General features: G+C 53.1%; 9 protein-coding genes. 2 read left to right on the top strand and 7 right to left on the bottom strand.

Going from position 1 to position 19320, the window contains the following annotated elements; all coding sequences use genetic code 11:
* Window positions 1-3: 3 nt before the first annotated feature.
* The 7 genes from FF011L_RS14875 to FF011L_RS14845 form a co-directional block, all read right to left on the bottom strand.
* On the bottom strand, window positions 4-7182 hold the full coding sequence (locus tag FF011L_RS14875) for a condensation domain-containing protein (protein ID WP_145352444.1): 7179 nt from the start codon (window positions 7180-7182) through the stop codon (window positions 4-6).
* Window positions 7179-7739 (bottom strand): FcoT family thioesterase, encoded by a 561-nt coding sequence (locus FF011L_RS14870; RefSeq protein WP_145352443.1) that lies wholly within the window; start codon window positions 7737-7739, stop codon window positions 7179-7181. Before FF011L_RS14870 ends, FF011L_RS14875 begins: the two co-directional genes overlap by 4 nt.
* Window positions 7736-8626 carry a TauD/TfdA dioxygenase family protein gene (locus tag FF011L_RS14865; RefSeq protein WP_145352442.1) on the bottom strand — a complete coding sequence of 297 codons (891 nt, stop codon included), beginning with the start codon at window positions 8624-8626 and terminating at the stop codon, window positions 7736-7738. Before FF011L_RS14865 ends, FF011L_RS14870 begins: the two co-directional genes overlap by 4 nt.
* A complete protein-coding gene (locus FF011L_RS14860) occupies window positions 8627-10180 on the bottom strand; it encodes a long-chain-fatty-acid--CoA ligase (protein WP_145352441.1) in 1554 nt (517 codons plus the stop codon). It lies immediately after the preceding gene.
* Window positions 10168-11115, bottom strand: coding sequence for a hypothetical protein (locus FF011L_RS14855; protein ID WP_145352440.1), 948 nt, complete (start codon window positions 11113-11115; stop codon window positions 10168-10170). Before FF011L_RS14855 ends, FF011L_RS14860 begins: the two co-directional genes overlap by 13 nt.
* A gap of 1258 nt (window positions 11116-12373) precedes the next feature.
* Window positions 12374-15457 carry a mechanosensitive ion channel domain-containing protein gene (locus FF011L_RS14850; RefSeq protein WP_145352439.1) on the bottom strand — a complete coding sequence of 1028 codons (3084 nt, stop codon included), beginning with the start codon at window positions 15455-15457 and terminating at the stop codon, window positions 12374-12376.
* A gap of 212 nt (window positions 15458-15669) precedes the next feature.
* Complete coding sequence (locus FF011L_RS14845) at window positions 15670-16227, bottom strand: cysteine hydrolase family protein (protein WP_145352438.1); 558 nt, start codon at window positions 16225-16227, stop codon at window positions 15670-15672.
* 425 nt (window positions 16228-16652) lie between these two features.
* Between FF011L_RS14845 and FF011L_RS14840 the strand changes: the two genes are divergently transcribed.
* Together FF011L_RS14840 and FF011L_RS14835 are read left to right on the top strand one after the other, a co-directional pair.
* The gene (locus tag FF011L_RS14840; protein ID WP_145352437.1) at window positions 16653-17045 is read left to right on the top strand and encodes a group II truncated hemoglobin; all 393 of its coding nucleotides are present in this window, start codon (window positions 16653-16655) and stop codon (window positions 17043-17045) included.
* Window positions 17046-17259: 214 nt separating this feature from the next.
* Complete coding sequence (locus tag FF011L_RS14835; RefSeq protein ID WP_246109423.1) at window positions 17260-18930, top strand: Na/Pi cotransporter family protein; 1671 nt, start codon at window positions 17260-17262, stop codon at window positions 18928-18930.
* Window positions 18931-19320: the final 390 nt, after the last annotated feature.

Below are 19320 nucleotides of genomic sequence, written 5' to 3'. Positions count from 1 at the left end.
ATGTTAAAGGGAATGAACGGGAGGATTGATGGTTGGAAAAATCCTGGCAAGCCAAGCGTGACAATGCGGAGGCCCGGTGATGCTCCGGTGATCCCCTTCGCAGACGATGGACGTAACATGCTTGAAGTAGGCTTCCCAAGCGGAGGGACGCATCCATGTTTCGCTCTGTCTTGCGACAACTACATGGGCGGTAGCGGGAAGGGGCGTGTCCGCTCGCAACGGAGCGGATGACAGCAGCTCCGACAGAGATTCTCGGAACTCGCCTACGAGCGGTTCGGGTTGGGATTCTGCTCGGTTGCCCTTTTGCGAATTCAGGGTGTAAGGCTGGTGAGGCATCGCATCGAGGATCACGATCTGCTCACACCGCCTTAGCCAGATACTGTTCCTCCGGAGCACTTCCACCAACACAGATGCTGAGAAACTATGGGCGATGAATCGTATTGGCAATTCACTATTTACCACTTTCGGTTGCAGCCAACGCGACCATGTCTCCGCCAATTCTGTTATCGATCTTGGAACCGATTTTTCAGTCAGACCCGGTATGGAAAGTGATAGATAGTCGGAATCAAACCGTAGATGTTCGGCGAGAGGATCGTAAAGTTCACCAATGCCGGGCAGTCCCGGGAACAGAACGGAAATTGCTTGGGGAGCCGAAGTCTTTGCCGGCAAGCCGCGTAACCCGTCGGTTGATGTGGCTCTGGTGAATTCTTTTCGTTTGCAATCCAGTAGCCGTCCCATCTGAGAGATCGTCGGGTGTGCAAAGATGGAAGGCAATTCCAATGGAACCTGGAACTGTTTTTCGATTTCGCGTACGAGGATCGCGGCCAGTAGCGAATGACCTCCAACCAAAAAGAAGTCGTCGTCAGGTCCAAACTGATTGTGTCCCAGCAGTTCGCTCCAGATCCTCGCTATCTCTTGCTCAGAGGCGTTCTGCATTTGTCGAGAACCGAAGCAAGGAGCTGGCTCGGTTGATCTCCGGATAATTTCTCTTTGATCGATCTTGCCTCGATCGGTCAGCGGAATGGAGTCGCAGAATAGCCAGCACGCGGGACGAAAAGATGGTGGCAAATCAGTTGCGATTTCAGATCTAGCGGAGTCGACGGAAACCTCAGGATGCAGAACGACGGCCGCTACCAAACGGGGATCGTTGGTTTTTTCGTCAACCACCACCGCAACCGATTGGACATTCGCATTTTCGGAAATACGAGCGGCTACATCGTCGGGCTGCAGCCGGACGCCGCGGATTTTCACCTGTCGATCCAGCCGCCCCAGAAACTGAAAGCTGCCATCGGCCCGTTTTCGCACTCGGTCGCCTGTCCAAAAACTTGCGCGTTCGGGGGCGAATGGATGAGGACGAAACCCACCCGTTTGTGATACCTGTCCGTCGATCAAATATCCGGTCGCCAGTCCGGCACCCGCGATGACCAATTCACCTGCTGCCCCGGTTACCGCGGGGGAGCCGTCTGGAGCGACCACGCAAAGGTCGGCTTTGGCAAAGGGGCGACCAATTGAAACATCGGAAGAGGCCTCTAAAGCGTCTACCAGATGAGCGGTGCAGATAATCGTCGCTTCCGTCGGGCCGTAGGTGTTGTGTAACTCAACGCGGGGATAGCGTTTAACAAATGCCCGGGCCACGTCACTCTGCAATTTTTCACCTCCGACGACAACAGCCCGAAGATTCCAGTGTTCGTTGAAGGGCTGTGCCAATAACCATTCGACCCAGCGATGAAAGAATGCTGTCGGCAAATCAATCAAAGTGATTTGTGATTGTGTAAGCCATTGAGTGAATCGATCGGGGGCCAGTCGACATGCTTCAGGGGCAACACATAAGGTCGCTCCAGATCGCAGGGTCGGGAGCACCTCTTCTAGGTAAAGATCGAATTCAGGGGAGGCGTACTGACATACTCGGTCGTCTGGCGTTAGCTTCAATCGATCTGCAAAGGAGACGTTGTGCAGGTCCAGGGAGGCTTGGCTGATAACGATACCTTTGGACGCGCCAAGTGTGCCCGATGATAACGCCACGCAGGCGGTTCCCATGGGAAGGGAGCTGACCGCGACGGGGAATCGAGAGAACAAAAAGGGACGTTCCGCTTTTAACGCGGCAATGCACTGTGTAAGCGTGTCGCTTGTTCGATCGGGATCCAAGCGAGTCAGCGTCAGCCCGTGAGGAAGATTCGCATGCGTTGGTTGCGTCCGTTCGTCGATTTCCTGGTAAGTATGGATTCGATCATCAAATTCAACGGCCGGTGCGTTGGGTTGTCGTTGCACCTGCTTGTGAAACGCATCGCGGAAAGTCAAAGTTGGGTTGAGAGAATCGGTCGCTGCCGATTGGTGTCGAACGACGGGAAGGTCTGACGGCAAAAGGCTTGATCGACACGCTAGATGCCTATTCGGTTCATTAGTCCATTGGCTTGCCACGTCGGCTAGTTGGCGTACAGCGTTATCAGCCGTTTCTCGGTCAAACAGGTCGGTGGCGTATTCAAGGGCAACCGTGGCGGTCCCATCATTTTGTTCCGCAACGGAAACGGTCCATTCGAATTTTGCTCGGTCGACCGTCGGCATGACAGGATGAATGACCGCTTCCCCTAACTGAAACGGAATCATCGGTTCAGCGGCGTAGCTAAGCAGGACTTGAAACAATGGGGAACGATCAAGGCGTCGTTCCGGAGCAACGAGGGCAAGGATTTCATCGACGGTACAATCCTGGTTGGACAGTGCACTGTTTAGACGGCTTTGGGCATGCTGAAGCCATTTGCCAAGCGTTTGATCCTTGATTTCCGTTGGGGTCTTTAGACGTAGAACGAGCGTGCCGACGAAGAAGCCAATGAGGTTGGTAACTCCGGGCGCGTCTCGCGTGGCAGTCGGCATTCCAATCGCAAAGTCGTCGCCGGCGCTGCGGCGGTGCAATACGAACCGGAGGCAGGCCAACCAAAAAGCTGCCTTGGTAATTCCACTCTCTTTGCAAAGGCCTGTGATCCCGTCGTTAACTCCCTTGGGGACGGTTGTGGTAACGACATCGCCGTTGGATGAAAGACGCCGGTTGGCTTTGCGATCAGGCCATAATTCAGCATCCTGCAGACCTGCCAGATGCTGGCTCCAATATTTAGTCGATTGTTCGGAGCGAATTCGTTGGCTTAGTCGATGCGCGTAGTCAGCGTAGGTCCCCGCAATTTCAGGAAGTTTGGATTGGTCACCCGATTCATAGATATTCTTAAGTTCATCAACGAATATCCGCATTGACCAACCATCGGTGATGATGTGATGAAAGTTGATCAATAGAAGAGAACGATCTTCTGCGAACCTTGCGAGAGAGATGCGGTAAAGCGGCCCGTTTTGTAAATCAAATGGTATCGATGCTTTTTCGTCAATCCATGTCCTTGCTGTCGTTGAATCGACAAACGTTCGTTCGTCGATCGAAAGGTTTGCGGCCGGATGAATGACCTGTTGGGGGCGTCCAGCGATAACCTGGAAGGTTGTACGCAGCGATTCATGTCGATCCGCAATGGTTTCGATAGCCTGACGTAATCGAGCTGTATCGATTGGACCTTCCACGAAGGCGATTGCGGGAATCACATAGGCTGCCCCTTCCCCCAGTTCGTCTAAGAACCAAAGCCGTTCTTGCTGGGGAGAAAGCGGGGCAATGTTTGGTCGACGATTGTTGGAAGAGGCCGGATCCACGTCGAGCGGTCCAGCGGCCGGCCCCCGTTTCCATTGGCTATGGCGTTTTCGTTCCACAATCGTTGCGAGGTCGCCAATGTTCTCCGCCGCCAAAAAATCTCGTAGATTCAGTTCGATCTCGAAGGCATCCGACAATTTTGTAATGCAAATGATCGCCAACAGAGAATGTCCCCCGAGGTCAATGAATCGATCCGCGGGTTCGATTACGTCCACTTCAAGAATCTCAGCAACAATCTTTGAAACCTCTTTCCATTGACCAGGTCGCGGTTGATCCTTTTGGGTGAGAGGGTCATTGGGAGATGACAATGTGCGAGGGATTTGGTTTCGCATCAAACGGCGGTCCAGCTTGCCTCGGTTGGTCGTCGGCAAGTTGTCCACTTCACAAAAGAATTGCGGGAGCATTTTTGTAGGCAAGCGATCCGCCAGCCAGCTCGTTAGGTATTCAGTGCTGCCAGGTTCACAGACCAACAACGCAATCAGACGTTCTGAATCATCAATGCAGACTCCGGCCGCAGTGACGGCGGGATGTCGTAAAAGCTGGCTTTCAATCTCCTCCGGTTCGATTCGATGTCCACGCAAGTTAATCTGAAAGTCGCGGCGTCCGATCCACTCGATATTGGGTTGTTTGTCGTGCGAGGCGGTACGCGTGATTCGCGCTAAGTCTCCGGTTCGATAGGCGGGCGTTGTGGCGTCATCTCCCGGAAACAGCTGATGTCGGAATGCATCCGAAATTTGATCCAGGTATCCATCGCAGACGCCAGCACCAAAGACAATCAGTTCGCCGATCGCCCCTTCGGGAACAAGCCGCCCTTTTGAATCAAAAATTCCAATCCCCACGCCGGAAATCGGGCGACCGATGTGAACACGATGACAATTTGAATGCCCGTCAATTGATAGGGATGAAATGGTTGCATTAACAGTGGTTTCGGTTGGTCCGTACGCGTTGAATACTCGAGGGCCGAGGTCTGCTACCTCAGCGATGGTCCTCAGCGGACATTGGTCGCCTCCGAATGCAACGATTCGAACCGATTGATAGAATTTCCGCATTTGCGGCGGATTGCTCCGCAAGGCTTGGTGGTAGGACGGAGGCAGGTTGAGTACGGTGATACCGTGCTGATCGATCAAAGCGGATAATTTTGCAGTGCTAAGATCCTCCTCGGTGCGAACAACTAATTGACCTCCCGCGCATAGGATCGGAAAGATCTCTTCGACGGACATATCAAATGTCAATGACGCGAATTGCAGGACGGTGTCCGCGGGTGTCAATTGATATTCAGCGATCAACGCATGGCATAGATTCACGAGTGCCGAGTGTTGGATCGCAGCTGCCTTTGGTTGCCCGCTGGTGCCGGATGTAAAGAGGATGTAGGCGATTGGCGTCGAATCATCTGGTGGGGCAACAGCGTTTGCCGGAACGGACTTTTCGATGGGGATTAACGCCGTTTGCAGCGGGACGGCTCCAATATTCGCTAAGTGGCTTTGCGTGCGTGTTTCCGGTTCGTTTGGGTCAATGGGGACGTAGGCGGCTCCGCTGCGGAGGATTCCCAGCAACGTCGCAATGGTTCGGGAGTCCCGCCGCGCAGGGATCGCAAGGATGCTGCCCTGTCCGTAGCCATTGGTTCGCAAGTGATCGGCGATGTGATGGCTGTGTGCGATCAATGCCGCGAAGGTCCACTCCCCGTCGGTACCAGCCAAAGCGACCTTTTCTGGGGACTTTTCGGCCGCTTTGTCGATCCAGTCGACGACAGAGTTTGGTGTCGTACAAGCTTCGTTGCGGCGATCGAAATGTTCCCGAAACGCTTCAGCTTGGTGGTCTGGAACCGCTGACAGGTTTTCCAGCGACCGCTCTGGATCGCAGGCAACCTGTTCCAAAAGATGCAGAAAGCTATCCGCCCAGGATTCGATGGTGGTTCGGGAGAATCGATCGGTTTGAAACTTCCAGTTCAACGATCTTCCGTTCGTCCGTTCGTAGACTTCTAAGGTGAATTCGTCTTCGACCTCCTGGAAAAGACTGAGCTCGGGAGCAGCAAATTGCTGCCACTTGGAATCTTTGCCCCATGCTTCAAAAATGTTTTGATAGGTAAAGGAGTACGGGAAAACGGAACGTTCGTGTTCGCCGATTAGATTGAGGCTGGCTGCTTGTAATTGTTGCGCAAACGGGAGTTGTCCGTGTTCGATGGCAGCCAAAAAATGACCTGAAACCATTTTGGCAAAATCAGCAAAGGATTGCGTTTCGTCGACTTGACATCGGGTCACTATCAGATTGATAAAACAGCCGACGTTGTCACGGAAAGGACCACGGATCCCCCCTGGGCGTCCCGAAATTGGAGAGGTGACGGCCAAGTCTTCATGGTGGCCGATCCGATTCAGAAGAACAAAATAGAGCGCTAACAGCACGGAGGAGGCTGGTGTCTGGGTCGTGCACGCCAACCGGTCAACAGCATTGTTAAGTTTCGTGGGCAGCTCCATGGCGATGCAATCAACTTCGCAGGCCGTTTCTGATTTTGCCTGCTCCGCTGCATCGGTCGGCAAACCCGTGTCACCGTCCGCACCTGCCAATGTCGTCTTCCAGAATTCTGAATCACGTGCGGCCCGCTGGCTAGCTAGGTAGTCAGCTTCCCAGTTCAGATAATCAAGAAATCCGGTATCCAAAGGAAGATTGGTCGAAGTTGCAGGCTTGGCGTCCGCCGATAGATAGTTGTTCCACAATTCAGCGACCAACGGTGTCGCAGATAATCCATCGATCACGATATGATGAAATTTGAGCAGGACCCAATGGGTCCCCTCGTCATCGCATCCGTGAAAGGACTGAACTGGCGGTTGATCCTCCAAGTTCATCGGTTCCTGCATAACCGAACGAAACGTTTTGAAGATGTCACCGGACACCGCTAATTCGGCGATGCCGGGGACCGCTGTCGATGGTTGAACCGTTTGCTGCAACTGTCCTGTTTCGGAATCGGTTGTGATCGTGACACGAACAGCCGGATGTCGCTGGACCGTTTTTCGCAGCGCTTCGTTGAAGATCGTAGGATGGAATTCTTCGGTTACCAGTCGAAACAACACCGGCACATGGAAACTTGAATCACTGGCTCTAGATTGTCCAATAAACCAGAGTCCAAGCTGAGTCTGAGAGAGAGGGAACGAGTCGCCATCATTGACCGACCGCGATTGCCGAACGGATCGAATCATCGCTGACGATCTTTCTGGTGCGATAGGGTCGCCGTCAGAAAGTGCGCTTGCCAAATGGTCGACCAATCGGTCGACCGTCGGGAAGTCGAACAAAATGGATGTCTTAAGCGACAACCCATACATCTCTTCAAGGATCAGTTTGAATTCGACCGCTTGACTTGAATCGGTACCAAGATCTGCAAAAGAGTCGTTCGCGGCAATTTCATCTAGTGATTCGAAGCCAAGGAATTCGACCAAGCGAGCGCGCACGGCCAGCGAGATCTGCTCGCGTAACGATGCGGTCGCTTCTTCGTGGATGGACGATGGATCGTTCATTGGGCGCTCAGCACTACCAGTTTGACCTCACCATCACTGCGCCCCGATCGACCGTCGTGAAAACGGCACGCTGTCTTTAGCACCGACAGTCGAGGTCGACTGCGGGCTGATAGAACGCGAACTTCACCAGAAAAGTCGCGAGGGTTTAGTTCCGAGTGATAGTGGCTGTGGATACTAGCAATCAGATAGTTTGAAAGTTGCTTCTGGAAGTAGGACTTAAGCGTGTAGTCCGACAACGCTGGCATCAAACCTTCACGGACGCAAACGGCCAAATGAACATAAGCCAATTGGTTGTAACAAATGTTGAATTCGACCGCGTTGAAATGTCCCGTGTCGTCGATGTAGCAGGATTCCCCGATCGCGAATTTGCCGCGGGAGACCATCTTGTCCCAGGTCGGGGTCCCTTCCCCTTCAAAACCGATTTGAACGCTATTTAAGTATCGACAATGATGACGATAGGGCGTCAAGACTTGGTCTAAAAACGCATCGTCGACTTCGATCCTATGTTGGAGCTGATTGGTGCGATTGGATTGCTCTGCCGCGGTTGTGATATTCATGATTCGATCCCCGCATAAAATGGTTGATCGTCGTAGATCCCGATGCGGTAGCTTTTGCTTTGTTGCCCAGCGGCGACAGGCGTCGACATGTGGATCAGAAGGCGGTTGTCCCACAGGATCAGGTCGCCGGTTGACCAACTATGCTGGTGGATATGTTCGGGACGCTCGATGAAATCAAATAGTTCGCGAAGCCGACGCTCATTTTCTTCGTGCGACAAACCTTCCAACGCGACCGTAAAGCCACTGTTGAGATAAAGGGCCTTTTCTCCAGTGACCGGATGTACGATCACTGCGGGATGTCGAACCGGCGGAACTTCTTCGTTGATCCGGTCTAGCAATTGTTTCAGCGATTGGTCGATGTCCGAAGCTTGGACTTTGTATCGAAGTTGCCCCGCGTGAATGGCGGTCGCATCTTGGACGTACTCTCGCAAGTGATCTGGCAGGTTCTGATAGACCTTTGCCATATCGATGTACAATGTGCCGCGCGAATCTTTGGGGAAGACCTGTGGGTAGATGGACGTCCACGAGAGCGGGTGCTTTTCAAACGAGCAGTCGGTATGCCAGTAGTGACCGGTACCCGCTACGCCAATCTTCTTGCCATTTTCTGGAACGTTCGAGGAAACAAAGATTTCCGGATAGCTGGGATGGTGGTAGTTGGTTTGGAAGTAGACTTGAGGTCGGCCCAGTTTGCGTGTTGCCTGGACGTACTGTTCCTCATTCAGGTTCTGCCCGCGAATGACGACCAAGCGATGTCGGTAGATCGCATTGCGGATCTCTTGGATTGCAGGACTGTCGTTATGAACGGTTGTCATATCGATGCCGCTAACGATGGCCCCAATTTGGCCGTCCGCTGGGGCTTGGATTTCGAGGGTCTCGGTCGCATTCATTTAGTTCACCTTTCGATTTTGGTTTTGCCAATAAGGCCGTCGGATTTCAGATTTGAGAATTTTGCCGCTGGGGTTTCGCGGGAGGTCGGTTACGAATTCGAATGATTTGGGTACCTTAAATTCAGCAAGTTGGGACTTGGCGAACTTCATCAGATCGCGGATTCGTGGTTTTTCAACGGTTTCGTTTAACACCACAAATGCCTTAGGGGATTCACCCCATTTCGGGTCGGGTACGCCAATCACCGCTGCGTCGCGGATCGCTTCGTGTCGCAGGAGAGCGGATTCAATCTCCGTAGGGAAAAGGTTTTCGCCGGCGTAGATGATCATGTCCTTGATCCTGTCGCTTACGAATAAGTAGCCCTCTTCGTTGACGTAGCCAGCGTCACCTGTCTTCAGCCACCCATCTATGCTGGTGGCGTTGGTTTCGTCGGGGCGGTTCCAGTACTCCAGCATTAAAGAGGGAGTTCTAAGGCAAATTTCTCCGGTTTGATTTGCAGGTAATTCATTTCCATTCACCCCGACGATTTTGCAATCGACTCCCGGCAGTGGACGTCCTGCTGCGTGTGCCAGGCGATCATTACCGTGGTCGGCAGGACGCAAACAGACGGCCATATTTCCGGTTTCTGTTAAACCGTAGATCTGGAAGAATTCAGCATTCAAAAATTTATGTTGAACCGTGCGAAGCAATTCGGAGGAGATCGGCGAACCGCCGTACAAAAATCCACGCACGCTGGACAGGTCGGTCGAATCAAACGATGGTTCGGCTAAGCAGAATTGAATCATTGCCGGGACCATTGGGACTTGAGTGACCTGGGATTTTTCAATCAACTCAAGGGCTTTCCAGCCGACAAAAGATTCCATTAAGACGCCCATTGCTCCGACCAAGTAGCCTTGAACCGCCCACCACAGACCACCGATGTGGAACTGGGGTAGTGAAAGCAAAAGTCGGTCCTTGGCTGTTAGACCCATCCAGTCGTCACCCATCTGTCGCATCCCGCGCCGCAGATCAAAGAATGTCCGATGTGCCAGCACGACTCCTTTGGGAATGCCTGTGGTGCCGGATGTATAGATCTGGACGATCGGAGTTTCGGCATTCGCCTGGAAGGACGCGCGGATCTGAGGCTGCGAATCTCGCCAAGCGGGATATCCCGAAAGCGGTCGAGGGTGAATCTCGAACCCGGCAAGTTTGGTCGATCCTGTGTCGTCTGCGAAGACAAGTTTGGCACGACTGTCGTGGAGAATGTTTTTCAGTTCTTCCCCTGATAGCTTCCAGTTCAGCGGAACCAACACGCAACCTGCTTTGGCACATCCCAAGAGGATTTCGTATCCTGCGATACAGTCTTTGGCGACGATTGCGATTCGGTCTCCCGGCGAGAGCCCTTCGGCGCGCAGGCCCTCCGCAACTTGATCCGATGCGCGGTCGATCTGCTCAAAATCGACGACCTGGTCGTCCAGTTGAAATGCAGGACGATTGCCAAATCGTTTGGCCAGAGAACGAGTGGCTTGGTCCAACGTATCGCAGTCGTCCATCGCGGCATACGCTAGCTTGCACATCGATTGGTCTCCGGTTTTCGACGATTGCCGGCACCACGCGAGCGGAATCTGACGAGGACGCCACCAAGCGCACAACCGCTTATCACGATCAAACTGGTCGGTTCTGGAACGGACGAAACGCCAGAGAGCGAATAGGATCCAACGTGGGTGCCCGCTTTTAGGCCGACACCGTCAAAGTCGGAAGTTGCGTATAGTTCGCCCGTGATCGTCAGTGAACCGGGCGTACCACCATCGGCGGCGATCGCTGAAATCGATGTAATGGTCGTGTCGTATATCGTCTGCCCGACGCGAGGGGCAATGTGACTTGAGAAGTACAGGCCGCTTAGACCATTGACTGCACGATTGGCATCATACTTGAGGTCTAAGTCGCCATACCCAATCCAAATCGCGCTGCCCGCAATTGCTTCTTCGACTCCGTACCAAAACGAAGTAGCCCCATCGAATCCAATGGCACCCGACATCGACGCCAAAATGTCATTCGGGTTGTACTCCAAGGTTGTTTGTTGCGGATTTCTTGTTCCGTGTGGTTTCGCGATCGGATCATTCCCATTGATCGCAAAAGGAGTCACGATCGGAGATGTTGGGGTTACGTAGGTTGAACGCAAATCGTCAAAGCTGGCAGTCGTTGCCGATGGACGAAATCGATAAATGCTGTTTCCGATGTCCCCGGGAGGAAGCGATGGATCGGAGGTGTCGCCTGGCCCTGTATGACGTCCGAATACCATGTGCGGTTGCGACGTGTCATACCCCGAGGATCCGACGTCGTTGGCGGCGTTGTTGTAGAAATCAAGGAACCCCTGTGAGGGGTTGGTCTCGAAGGCAGACGCATCGAGTTGGAATTCCAGCGAACCGCCCGTAATGATGTCCGCGTCAAGGCGTTGGACGCCTGTGAATCCCGAAAGCAGCAGGATGATCGAAAGGTACGAGTATTTCATTGTCAGTTGTTTTCAAAGGTTGTGTACAAAAACGAAGGGACCTTCACCGTCACTAAAGCGAGGCTGTGTTGAGGGCGTACCGAGCCGTATCCACCGCGCCCATGGGGGCAGCGGTCTTTCCGCGTTGTGAGGAGCAGGCAAACGTACTCCCATGAGAGCGGTGGATACTGCTCGGCCGGTTCGAGATGCGGGATCGCCGCATCGATTGCAAAGAGAACGAATGCTGCAGAGAGGGAATCAGCGCAGTTTCTCTGTCATGCGAGATCCGTAGGAGGGATCCTCTGACGCAATGGTCAGATCCACCTACGTCAGCGCATCAGCAAAGAGCGCGAGCTGTAACTCTGGCGATTCGTTTCAGCTGAAGAGGACCCATGGGACAGGGCTGTCCGGTGGATCGCTGCGAGAGAGCAACGCTTCGTCCTGGTGAGTGAACCAGGCGACGATTCGCGGATGCTGAGGGGTAAAGTCTTGCGATGGTTCCAAGACCCATACACTTTTGAACAACACGAATGCAGTGGTGATTCCACGGCACTCTAAGGCCTTATCCAAGAGGACCACACGGACTTTTGGAGTGTCATCTTCTAATGAATTGTCTTTTTGTAAGTCCTTGCCACCACATTGCTTAGAGGCTGAACTACAGCATGCGGATTGTCGGGAAACGCTGCACGATGAGGACGACGGTTGGCCAGAGGCCAGGCTGTGCGATGGCTTGCCACAGCACGTTTCGTCAGCAAGGTAGAGCTGGTCGACGACCCTTGAGACTAAGAAAGCGGGGGGAGTCACGGAATTACGAACCGCCCAGGCAAGCTTCTCTGTGTCGGTGAAGCAGCAGCAACGGTCCCAGCAGTATTCGGCGGATGAACAACCGCAAGGACAGGTTTCACAAGGAAAACGCTCGTCACTTGTCTTCGGAGTCCATGCTGGTACCGGCAAGCCGACGATGCCAACGACTAGCGTCAACAGCAACATAGCAGCGACCGGGCGGACACAGCGTGCCGGGAATCGTCGCAACGGCTTGGGAGAACTTTTGAACAAGAGCTATCGTATATGGCTATCGACGGCCCGCTCCTCACACGGCCGATTATTTTATGCCAGTGCTATTTTGTCAAGTCAAAATGTTCACTTGGTACCCGCAATTATGATCGGCAGCGTTTGCAAAAAACTGACAGTTGTTTCGGTCTTTCTACCCCCCGGGCGGGAGTGAGCCGTCTCGTCTTTTGGAGTGATCAGGTGCAACGAGTGGTGTTTGATGACGCCGTTATGCGCTTCTTCGACGTGTGCTCTGCGATTTGGACCGGAATGGATCACGCATCCGGGCGGCAGACGTTTCTGGCATGTCCGGTTGCGTCGGTTGGTCGTCGGATAGAAGGTTTCGTTCACGCAGGAATCGCGTCACCAGGCGTAGCAACGATTCACGGTAAGCGGTCGGTTCCTGTCCCTCTTCGATCCAGGCTCGAACCTCGATACGTTGTGAACGTTTACCGACGCAGATGAGGGTGGCCTGCGGCGCGGGGGTGAGCAAAACGTCCGGTTGCTCGATCACCAATTCTTGTAGCGTTCGGCAAATGTCGGCAGGACGTTCCTCGCGGGAAACAGCAACTTCGATCGGGATCACATTCAGACGACCAGCACCAAGCCAGTTGACAACATCTTCGCTGACGAAATTCTTGTTAGGGACAATCAGCTCTCGTCCCTCATCGTCCGCCAGTACGGTGGTTCTTAGTTTTTGGGCGGCGACACGCCCGGTGACTTTACCAACCGTGATCAGGTCTCCCAGACGGGCAGGTTTCTCGAACAGGACGATGAAACCACCAAACAGGTTTCTCACCATGTCTTGAAGTCCAAAACCTAAACCGATCGCTAAACCGACGGCAAGCCACTGGATCGTTTGCCAGCGGATCCCAATCCATGAACCCGCGAAAAAACAACCCACCCCGAACAGAAGGCAACGTCCAAGGACAAGGGAAAAGTGTTCCATTCCTTCGTCGAAGGAAACCCGTTGCAACACCAAGGCATCGAACAGAGCCGGTAAAAGTTTGGCCAATTGGAAAGCAACAAAAAGGGTCCCCGCAGCAAGTAAAAGATGCAACGCCGTAATCGGTGTCGATTCAAGCACATTGCTGCTGATGACCTGTCCAGCCGCGTTGGTCGTTGATTGGGTGACCGTATCATGGACGGTCCAAACCACAGGGTTCCCCATCCGTGCGTTGGGAAAAATGTCCAGCCAAAGCCAAGCGAACGAAACGACAGCGGCCACGACCAAAGCACATTGACAAAGGAATGCCAAGTGATGTTTCAGTTCAAGAAAATGTTCGTTGAGGAGACCGGATGCTGCGGCGGAGCTGGGCTGGACCATGGTGATCTGGCCATCTTCATCGTAGGCCCCTGCCGTCGTCGAAGCGGGGGCTCCGGTCAGCAGTTCCCAGGCGGTTGCCGAAAGGATTTTGATCGCTCCCCATAGCGTTACCGAAACCAGGATTCCGACTAAGGTAAAGATCGCTCGTGTGATCAACACTTTGGCCGTGAACCCATAGCCCAGGGACGACAGGGCAATCATGGCGATCGGAAAGCCGATACCAAATAGATAGAAGACAATTCGAATGCGGTAGAGGACGCTGCCGCCGAACCGTGCGACTAGAGGTTCAAGGAAGCCACCGTTGGGACGCAGTCCCAGATGGGCAGTCCATGTCACCAACAACATGGTGGCGATAAACGCAAAGCGAGCCAGCGACCCGCGCCACAGACCGTGGTCGATTTCGCCTGAAAGCGAAATTCCATAGGCAGCCAAAGCCAGTCCGATTCCGGTCAGTGTTAAATACATGCTGGCACGTTGCCGACGTGGCAGTTGGACATCCACGTGTCGATCGACATAACCATGATTGCGTAGCAGTTGTCGGGGGAGTTCGATCAGCAGGGCGACTAGACTGAGGGCGTAAAACGCACTCGATGCTTGCAGTGAAGCTTCGGAAACCAGACCGCTCCCAAGCCAACTAGCGAATGCATAGAAGATTCCTGGAATCGTGAATGCGACAAACACGGTTAAGAAAGAGGCGGCAACTTTGCGAGTGTCGGCCGTAGCACCGCGCATCACTTTCTCGTTTCCGTTCCCGATTCCAATCAGCCAAGACTTCGCGCGCCAACGCAAAAGTAGAATCACAAGCATCCCTAACAGGAGGCTGATTCCAAGGCCTGGCGACCCCTGCCATTTTCGGGTGATCGAATAACCAAGATTGGAACTGTGACGGGAATCGAGCATCGCGGCGGTGCCGCGACTGATTTTTCGGAAGTCATTGGTGCTGAGTGGTTCGTCACTGGGAATCCATGTGATGTGACTGTCGATCAGATCGCGGTAACGCGTGCACAGTTTGATCGATGCCGCGGTGGTTGAATCCAGCTCGCCAAGTTTATGCCGATAGTCTTGGTATCCCTGTTGAAGGGATTGCAACCACTTGCTGCGTTGTTCCAGTAAAGTTTCAACCTGCGTAACCACAGCGGCTTGATCCGCGGCTGTGGTGCTCAGTCCGGCGGCCGCAAAGATCGTCCTGGCTTGGGCATTCGGATCGCTGCCATCAAAGGGAATGATCTCTAGCTCAAGCTGTTTTTGACGCAGGTTCTGTAGTTCTTGCCCAGCAAAGAAAGTTTGCGAATCCTGAACTTGCCACGCGTCCAGTTGGTCTTTCTTGTGCCGCAGCAACATGCCGACCGTTGGCGTCAGTCCGTATTGTGTCAGTTTCGCTTGGACGTCTTCTAGATCTTTCGTGGTGGTATTGTATTTTGAATTGGTTTCGTGGATTCGAGCCGAAAGCTGCCTATGGGATTCTGCCAACGCGACCCACTGATCGGCATACGCGGCATTCTCATTTGCGATGTCCGCTGCAACCGGAGTCGAAGCTGCGGCGATGCGGCGAAATTGTTCGGCACTTTGGCGAGCCGTTTCGATGACGTCCAGACCGTAAGGAACACTTTGGTTTGGCTGAACGTCCCAGAGATTGGTGTCCAGGATAGGTGTCGTCGCTGGCGATGACGGGGGCCCACTCTCCTCTGATTCGAAACGTTCGAACGGGGAAGGCTGTTTTGCGAAAATGCTGGGACGGCTGGACGACTGGTTGTTGGCTTGTCTGAATGTTGGCCGGTTTGGGGAGGTTTCGAGTGCGGGAACCTCAAGCGTTTTATTCGAGAAGGTTCGTGGGAAGCCGGGCGATTGCGCTGAGGTTGGAATTGCGTTCACGCCGATCAGAGCGACGACAACAAGAACCAATTCCGGCGTCAAAGACCTTTGTCCTGGAAGGCAAGGCAAAACGCGTAAGATGGGGCCAAAGAATGGAGGGAGTAGAAAAGACATCTTCGGCCAAATCGCGGGTGTCGGGTGGTTCAGAAAAGGATTGCGCAAGCAAACGGAATCGAAGTCGATCGTTTGCTAGAAGGAGAAATACGCAAATTATCTGAAACGCTCTACATCAATCCCTGGATTCGGCCGCAAAAGCAAGCATTTTCTTAACCGAATCGAAGCCTGTTCGGCTATTCGGGGGGCCTGCTGTCTGTTGGCATCGCAATTCAGGCGTCGCCGGAGATTCGCGAGGTCCATTCTTCGCGATCGATGACGTCGCTGATGAACATTTGCTGGGCGACCAGGATGGATTCGTGCATCTGTTCGGCGGTGACGGAGCCTGCTTCGTTGGAAATGTCCAAGGTCCCCGTCGCATCGCTCAGGAATTCGACTTTAAAACCGCGGTGAAAAGCTTGGCGTGCGGTCGTGTCGCAGCAAATCTGCGTCATGTAACCGGCAATACAGACTGTTTCGATTTCACGTTCGCGCAAAAAAGCTTCCAAGGGGGTTCCGGTAAACGACCCGGGCAGCGATTTATCAAGCAGAAGGTCTCGAGGACGCGATTCCACTTGCTCATGCAATTGCCACATTTCACCCCCTTTCTGGAAGACAGGGGATTCTGGGGCGGGTTGATGGTGTCGTACGACAATGGTGGTAAGACCCGCGGACTGAGCAGCGTCCATCGTTTGCAGGATCGAATCAAGATGCCCCGCGGGATGGCGGATTGGGAATGCCCCATCAAAATACTCTCGCTGTACGTCGATAACCAACAACGCGCGTTTCATCTCGTTTTCCTATTAGTGAAAAAAGTGCTAAACGCCAAAATTGAGCCCGGTGGCTGGATAACCGCTGAGTATAGTCGTTTTGATTGTCCGTCGACCGATCGTTATTTGTTGGCTAAGATCCCCCCTAGCGCCAACCAAATAACACGGACTGTCGATCTGTTGATTGTCGCCTTTCGCTCCGCGAAAGAACGCTCTCTGAAAGCTACTTTCGCGGAGCGAAGGGCTACTACCTTTACTCTGATTTCGATTAAATCGACAGCCCAGATAGCGACGCGTTTGATTTTCAACGATGGTTTCAGTCGTTTGGAATCGCTAGTCGTGGCAGGGTACGGCGAGCGGGCTAGTGTTTGCTGCGGGCCGCGGTATCCACTTGGAGACGCCCGGAAAAGACAACATGCAGATACCTTTGAGGAACGGACGCGAAGATGGCTGACGAAACGATCTATGTGCTACTTGGCGGTGAAACAGGTCTCCGTGCGCTGGTGGATCGATTCTATGATTTGATGGCAGAGCTTCCGGAGACACGAGAGATTCTGGAAATGCACCCCGCGGACCTTGCGGTTTCTCGCGACAAACTATTTAAATTCTTGTCCGGGTTTTTCGGGGGGCCCTCTTTGTATATCCAAGAATACGGGCACCCGATGTTGCGCGCACGGCACATGCCATTCGCCATTGGTGACCACGCCCGTGACCAATGGATGTTGTGTATGAATCAAGCGATTGATGAATTGGTCCCAGACAAATTGCTGGCCGATCACTTGAAAGCAAGTTTCCGGCGAACGGCCGATCACATGCGAAACAAGCAGGATTTGGCTTAGCCCGCATTCGCTTTTCCAGGATATCTGACCGAGGGGGTAATCATCTCTGACCGAGAGGATTAAAGAAAATCCGAATCCAGATTGTTTGCTGGAAATTCAAGCACGAGTTGCAATGCTGTCATGCAAGTCTAGAATTGCGAGAACTTAATGAAATCTTCATCAAAATCTCCTTGTCTTGAATGCCGAACTTGTGGACTTTTCAACGCTCCTGCAGATGATTTTTGAACTCGTCGGCGGCTTGGGGATTTTTTTGCTGGGCATGAAAAACATGTCAGACGGAATGCAGGCAGTTGCGGGAAATAGTCTGCGGCGATTAATCGGGGCGGTCACCAACCATCGTTTGTTTGCGACGTTTGTTGGAGTTCTTGTCACCTGTGTCGTGCAATCCAGTTCGATCACCACGGTGATGGTGGTTGGATTTGTCAACAGCGGAGTGATGCAGTTAACCCAGGCGGCCGGGGTCATTATGGGGGCCAATATCGGCACCACGATTACCGGCTGGATCCTGGTTCTGAAAATTGGGAAGTATGGGTTGCCGCTGTTAGGCGTCGCAGCCTTTGGGTATCTCTTTTCACGCAGCGATCGATGGCGTTACTGGGCCATGTTTGCGATGGGAATCGGGATGATCTTCTTTGGTCTAGAGGTGATGAAAGACGCATGTTCGATCATCAAAGAGATCCCTGATTTCGAAGCTTGGTTCGCCAAGTTCAACGCCGATACCTACTGGGGTGTTATGAAATGTGCGTTGGTTGGATGCGTGCTGACGACGATGGTTCAGTCTTCGTCGGCGACGCTTGGGATTACGATCTCGCTGGCCACGCAGGGAGTGATCTCCTATCCGACGGCTGCCGCACTTATTTTGGGCGAAAACATCGGGACGACGATCACCGCGTTGTTGGCTTCGCTGGGGGCGACGACCAACGCTCGGCGGGCATCTTACTTCCATGTGATCTTTAACCTGATGGGGGTCATGTGGATCACCTGCATCTTCGGTTGGTATATCGATTTCATTCAACGCATGTTGTTGAACATTAATGGAGTCGATGTCAATTCGGCGGTGATGGTTAACGGAGTCGCTACCTACCCGCATACGGTGGCTGCGATTGCGGCGACGCATACCGTGTTTAACGTCGCCAACACGTTGCTCTTCATGCCGTTTCTAAATCCGATCGTGCGACTGTTGGAACGCGTGGTTCCGTCACGCGGGTTCAAGGAGAAACCGCGTTTGACGGATCTTGATATTCGGATCTTAGAAACTCCGTTGTTGGCAATCGAGCAGTCTCGAAAAGAAATTTTGAAGATGGGGGACGGCTGCCAAAAGATGTTGGTATGGTTGCTGGAATTGATGCACGCAGATGAACCGGATAAGAAGTTGGGGGACCGTTTGAAACAGCGGGAACGGGTCCTTGATTCGGTTCAAGACGAGGTCACTGAATTCGTTACCGGCTTGTTGGCGGGAAATGTGTCGCATGCGGTCGCAGAAGAATGTCGACTTCAGCTTCGAGTTGCAGACGAGTATGAATCGATCAGCGACTATGTCGTCGATCTGGATAAATTCGATCGCAAGCTAAGACGTGACGGATTCCGCTTTACCGAATCCCAGCGAGTCGATTTGGGACACCTGAATCAGAGTGTTCGCGATTACGTTGAAGCGGTCCATGACGCGCTCCGTTCTGAGAATCACAACGTGTTGAACAGTACGGAAGCAAGTTCGAAACGAATTCGTGATGAAGTAAAATCATTGCGAAGGAAACACTTGGAAGAGCTCTCCGCGGGGACCATTCCACCGGTTGTCAGTGTTGCCTTTATGGCTTCGTTGAATGCATACATTCGGGTACGCGACCACGCCAGGAATGTTGCCGAAACATTGGTTACCGAGAAGTGAAGGTGAGCTAGAAGGCTCGCATCCTTATCTAGGCTTGAAGGGGCAACTGAATCTCTGCCAAGGGTGAAGCCCTCGGAATAGGATAAAATGCCAGCGAAAAGGCTCGAAGGGCCGGCACAAAGGTAGAGAGGAATGCGTTGCGGCGAATTGTCCGTTTGCTCCGCATGGCCTATCCCCCTATTTCCCTTTGAACGATTCCCCAAACGGACGTTTTGCCGTTGTTTAAAACGTGCGAATTCGAGCAATTCCCGGCTTGCGGAAGACTGTTGTGGACTCTATCTAAATGGGCTGCACGAGCCGTTATTCTGACCATTCGGAACCCGACAATCGTCCACAAGTGTCGGTGTAAAGGGTGATAGTGCCGCGTAAATCGTGTATAATGGGGTTGCT

It is taken from the genome of Roseimaritima multifibrata (assembly GCF_007741495.1).
GTDB lineage: Bacteria > Planctomycetota > Planctomycetia > Pirellulales > Pirellulaceae > Roseimaritima > Roseimaritima multifibrata.
Note: the sequence above shows the minus strand (reverse complement) of the source record. Positions and strands in the feature narration are given on the sequence as shown.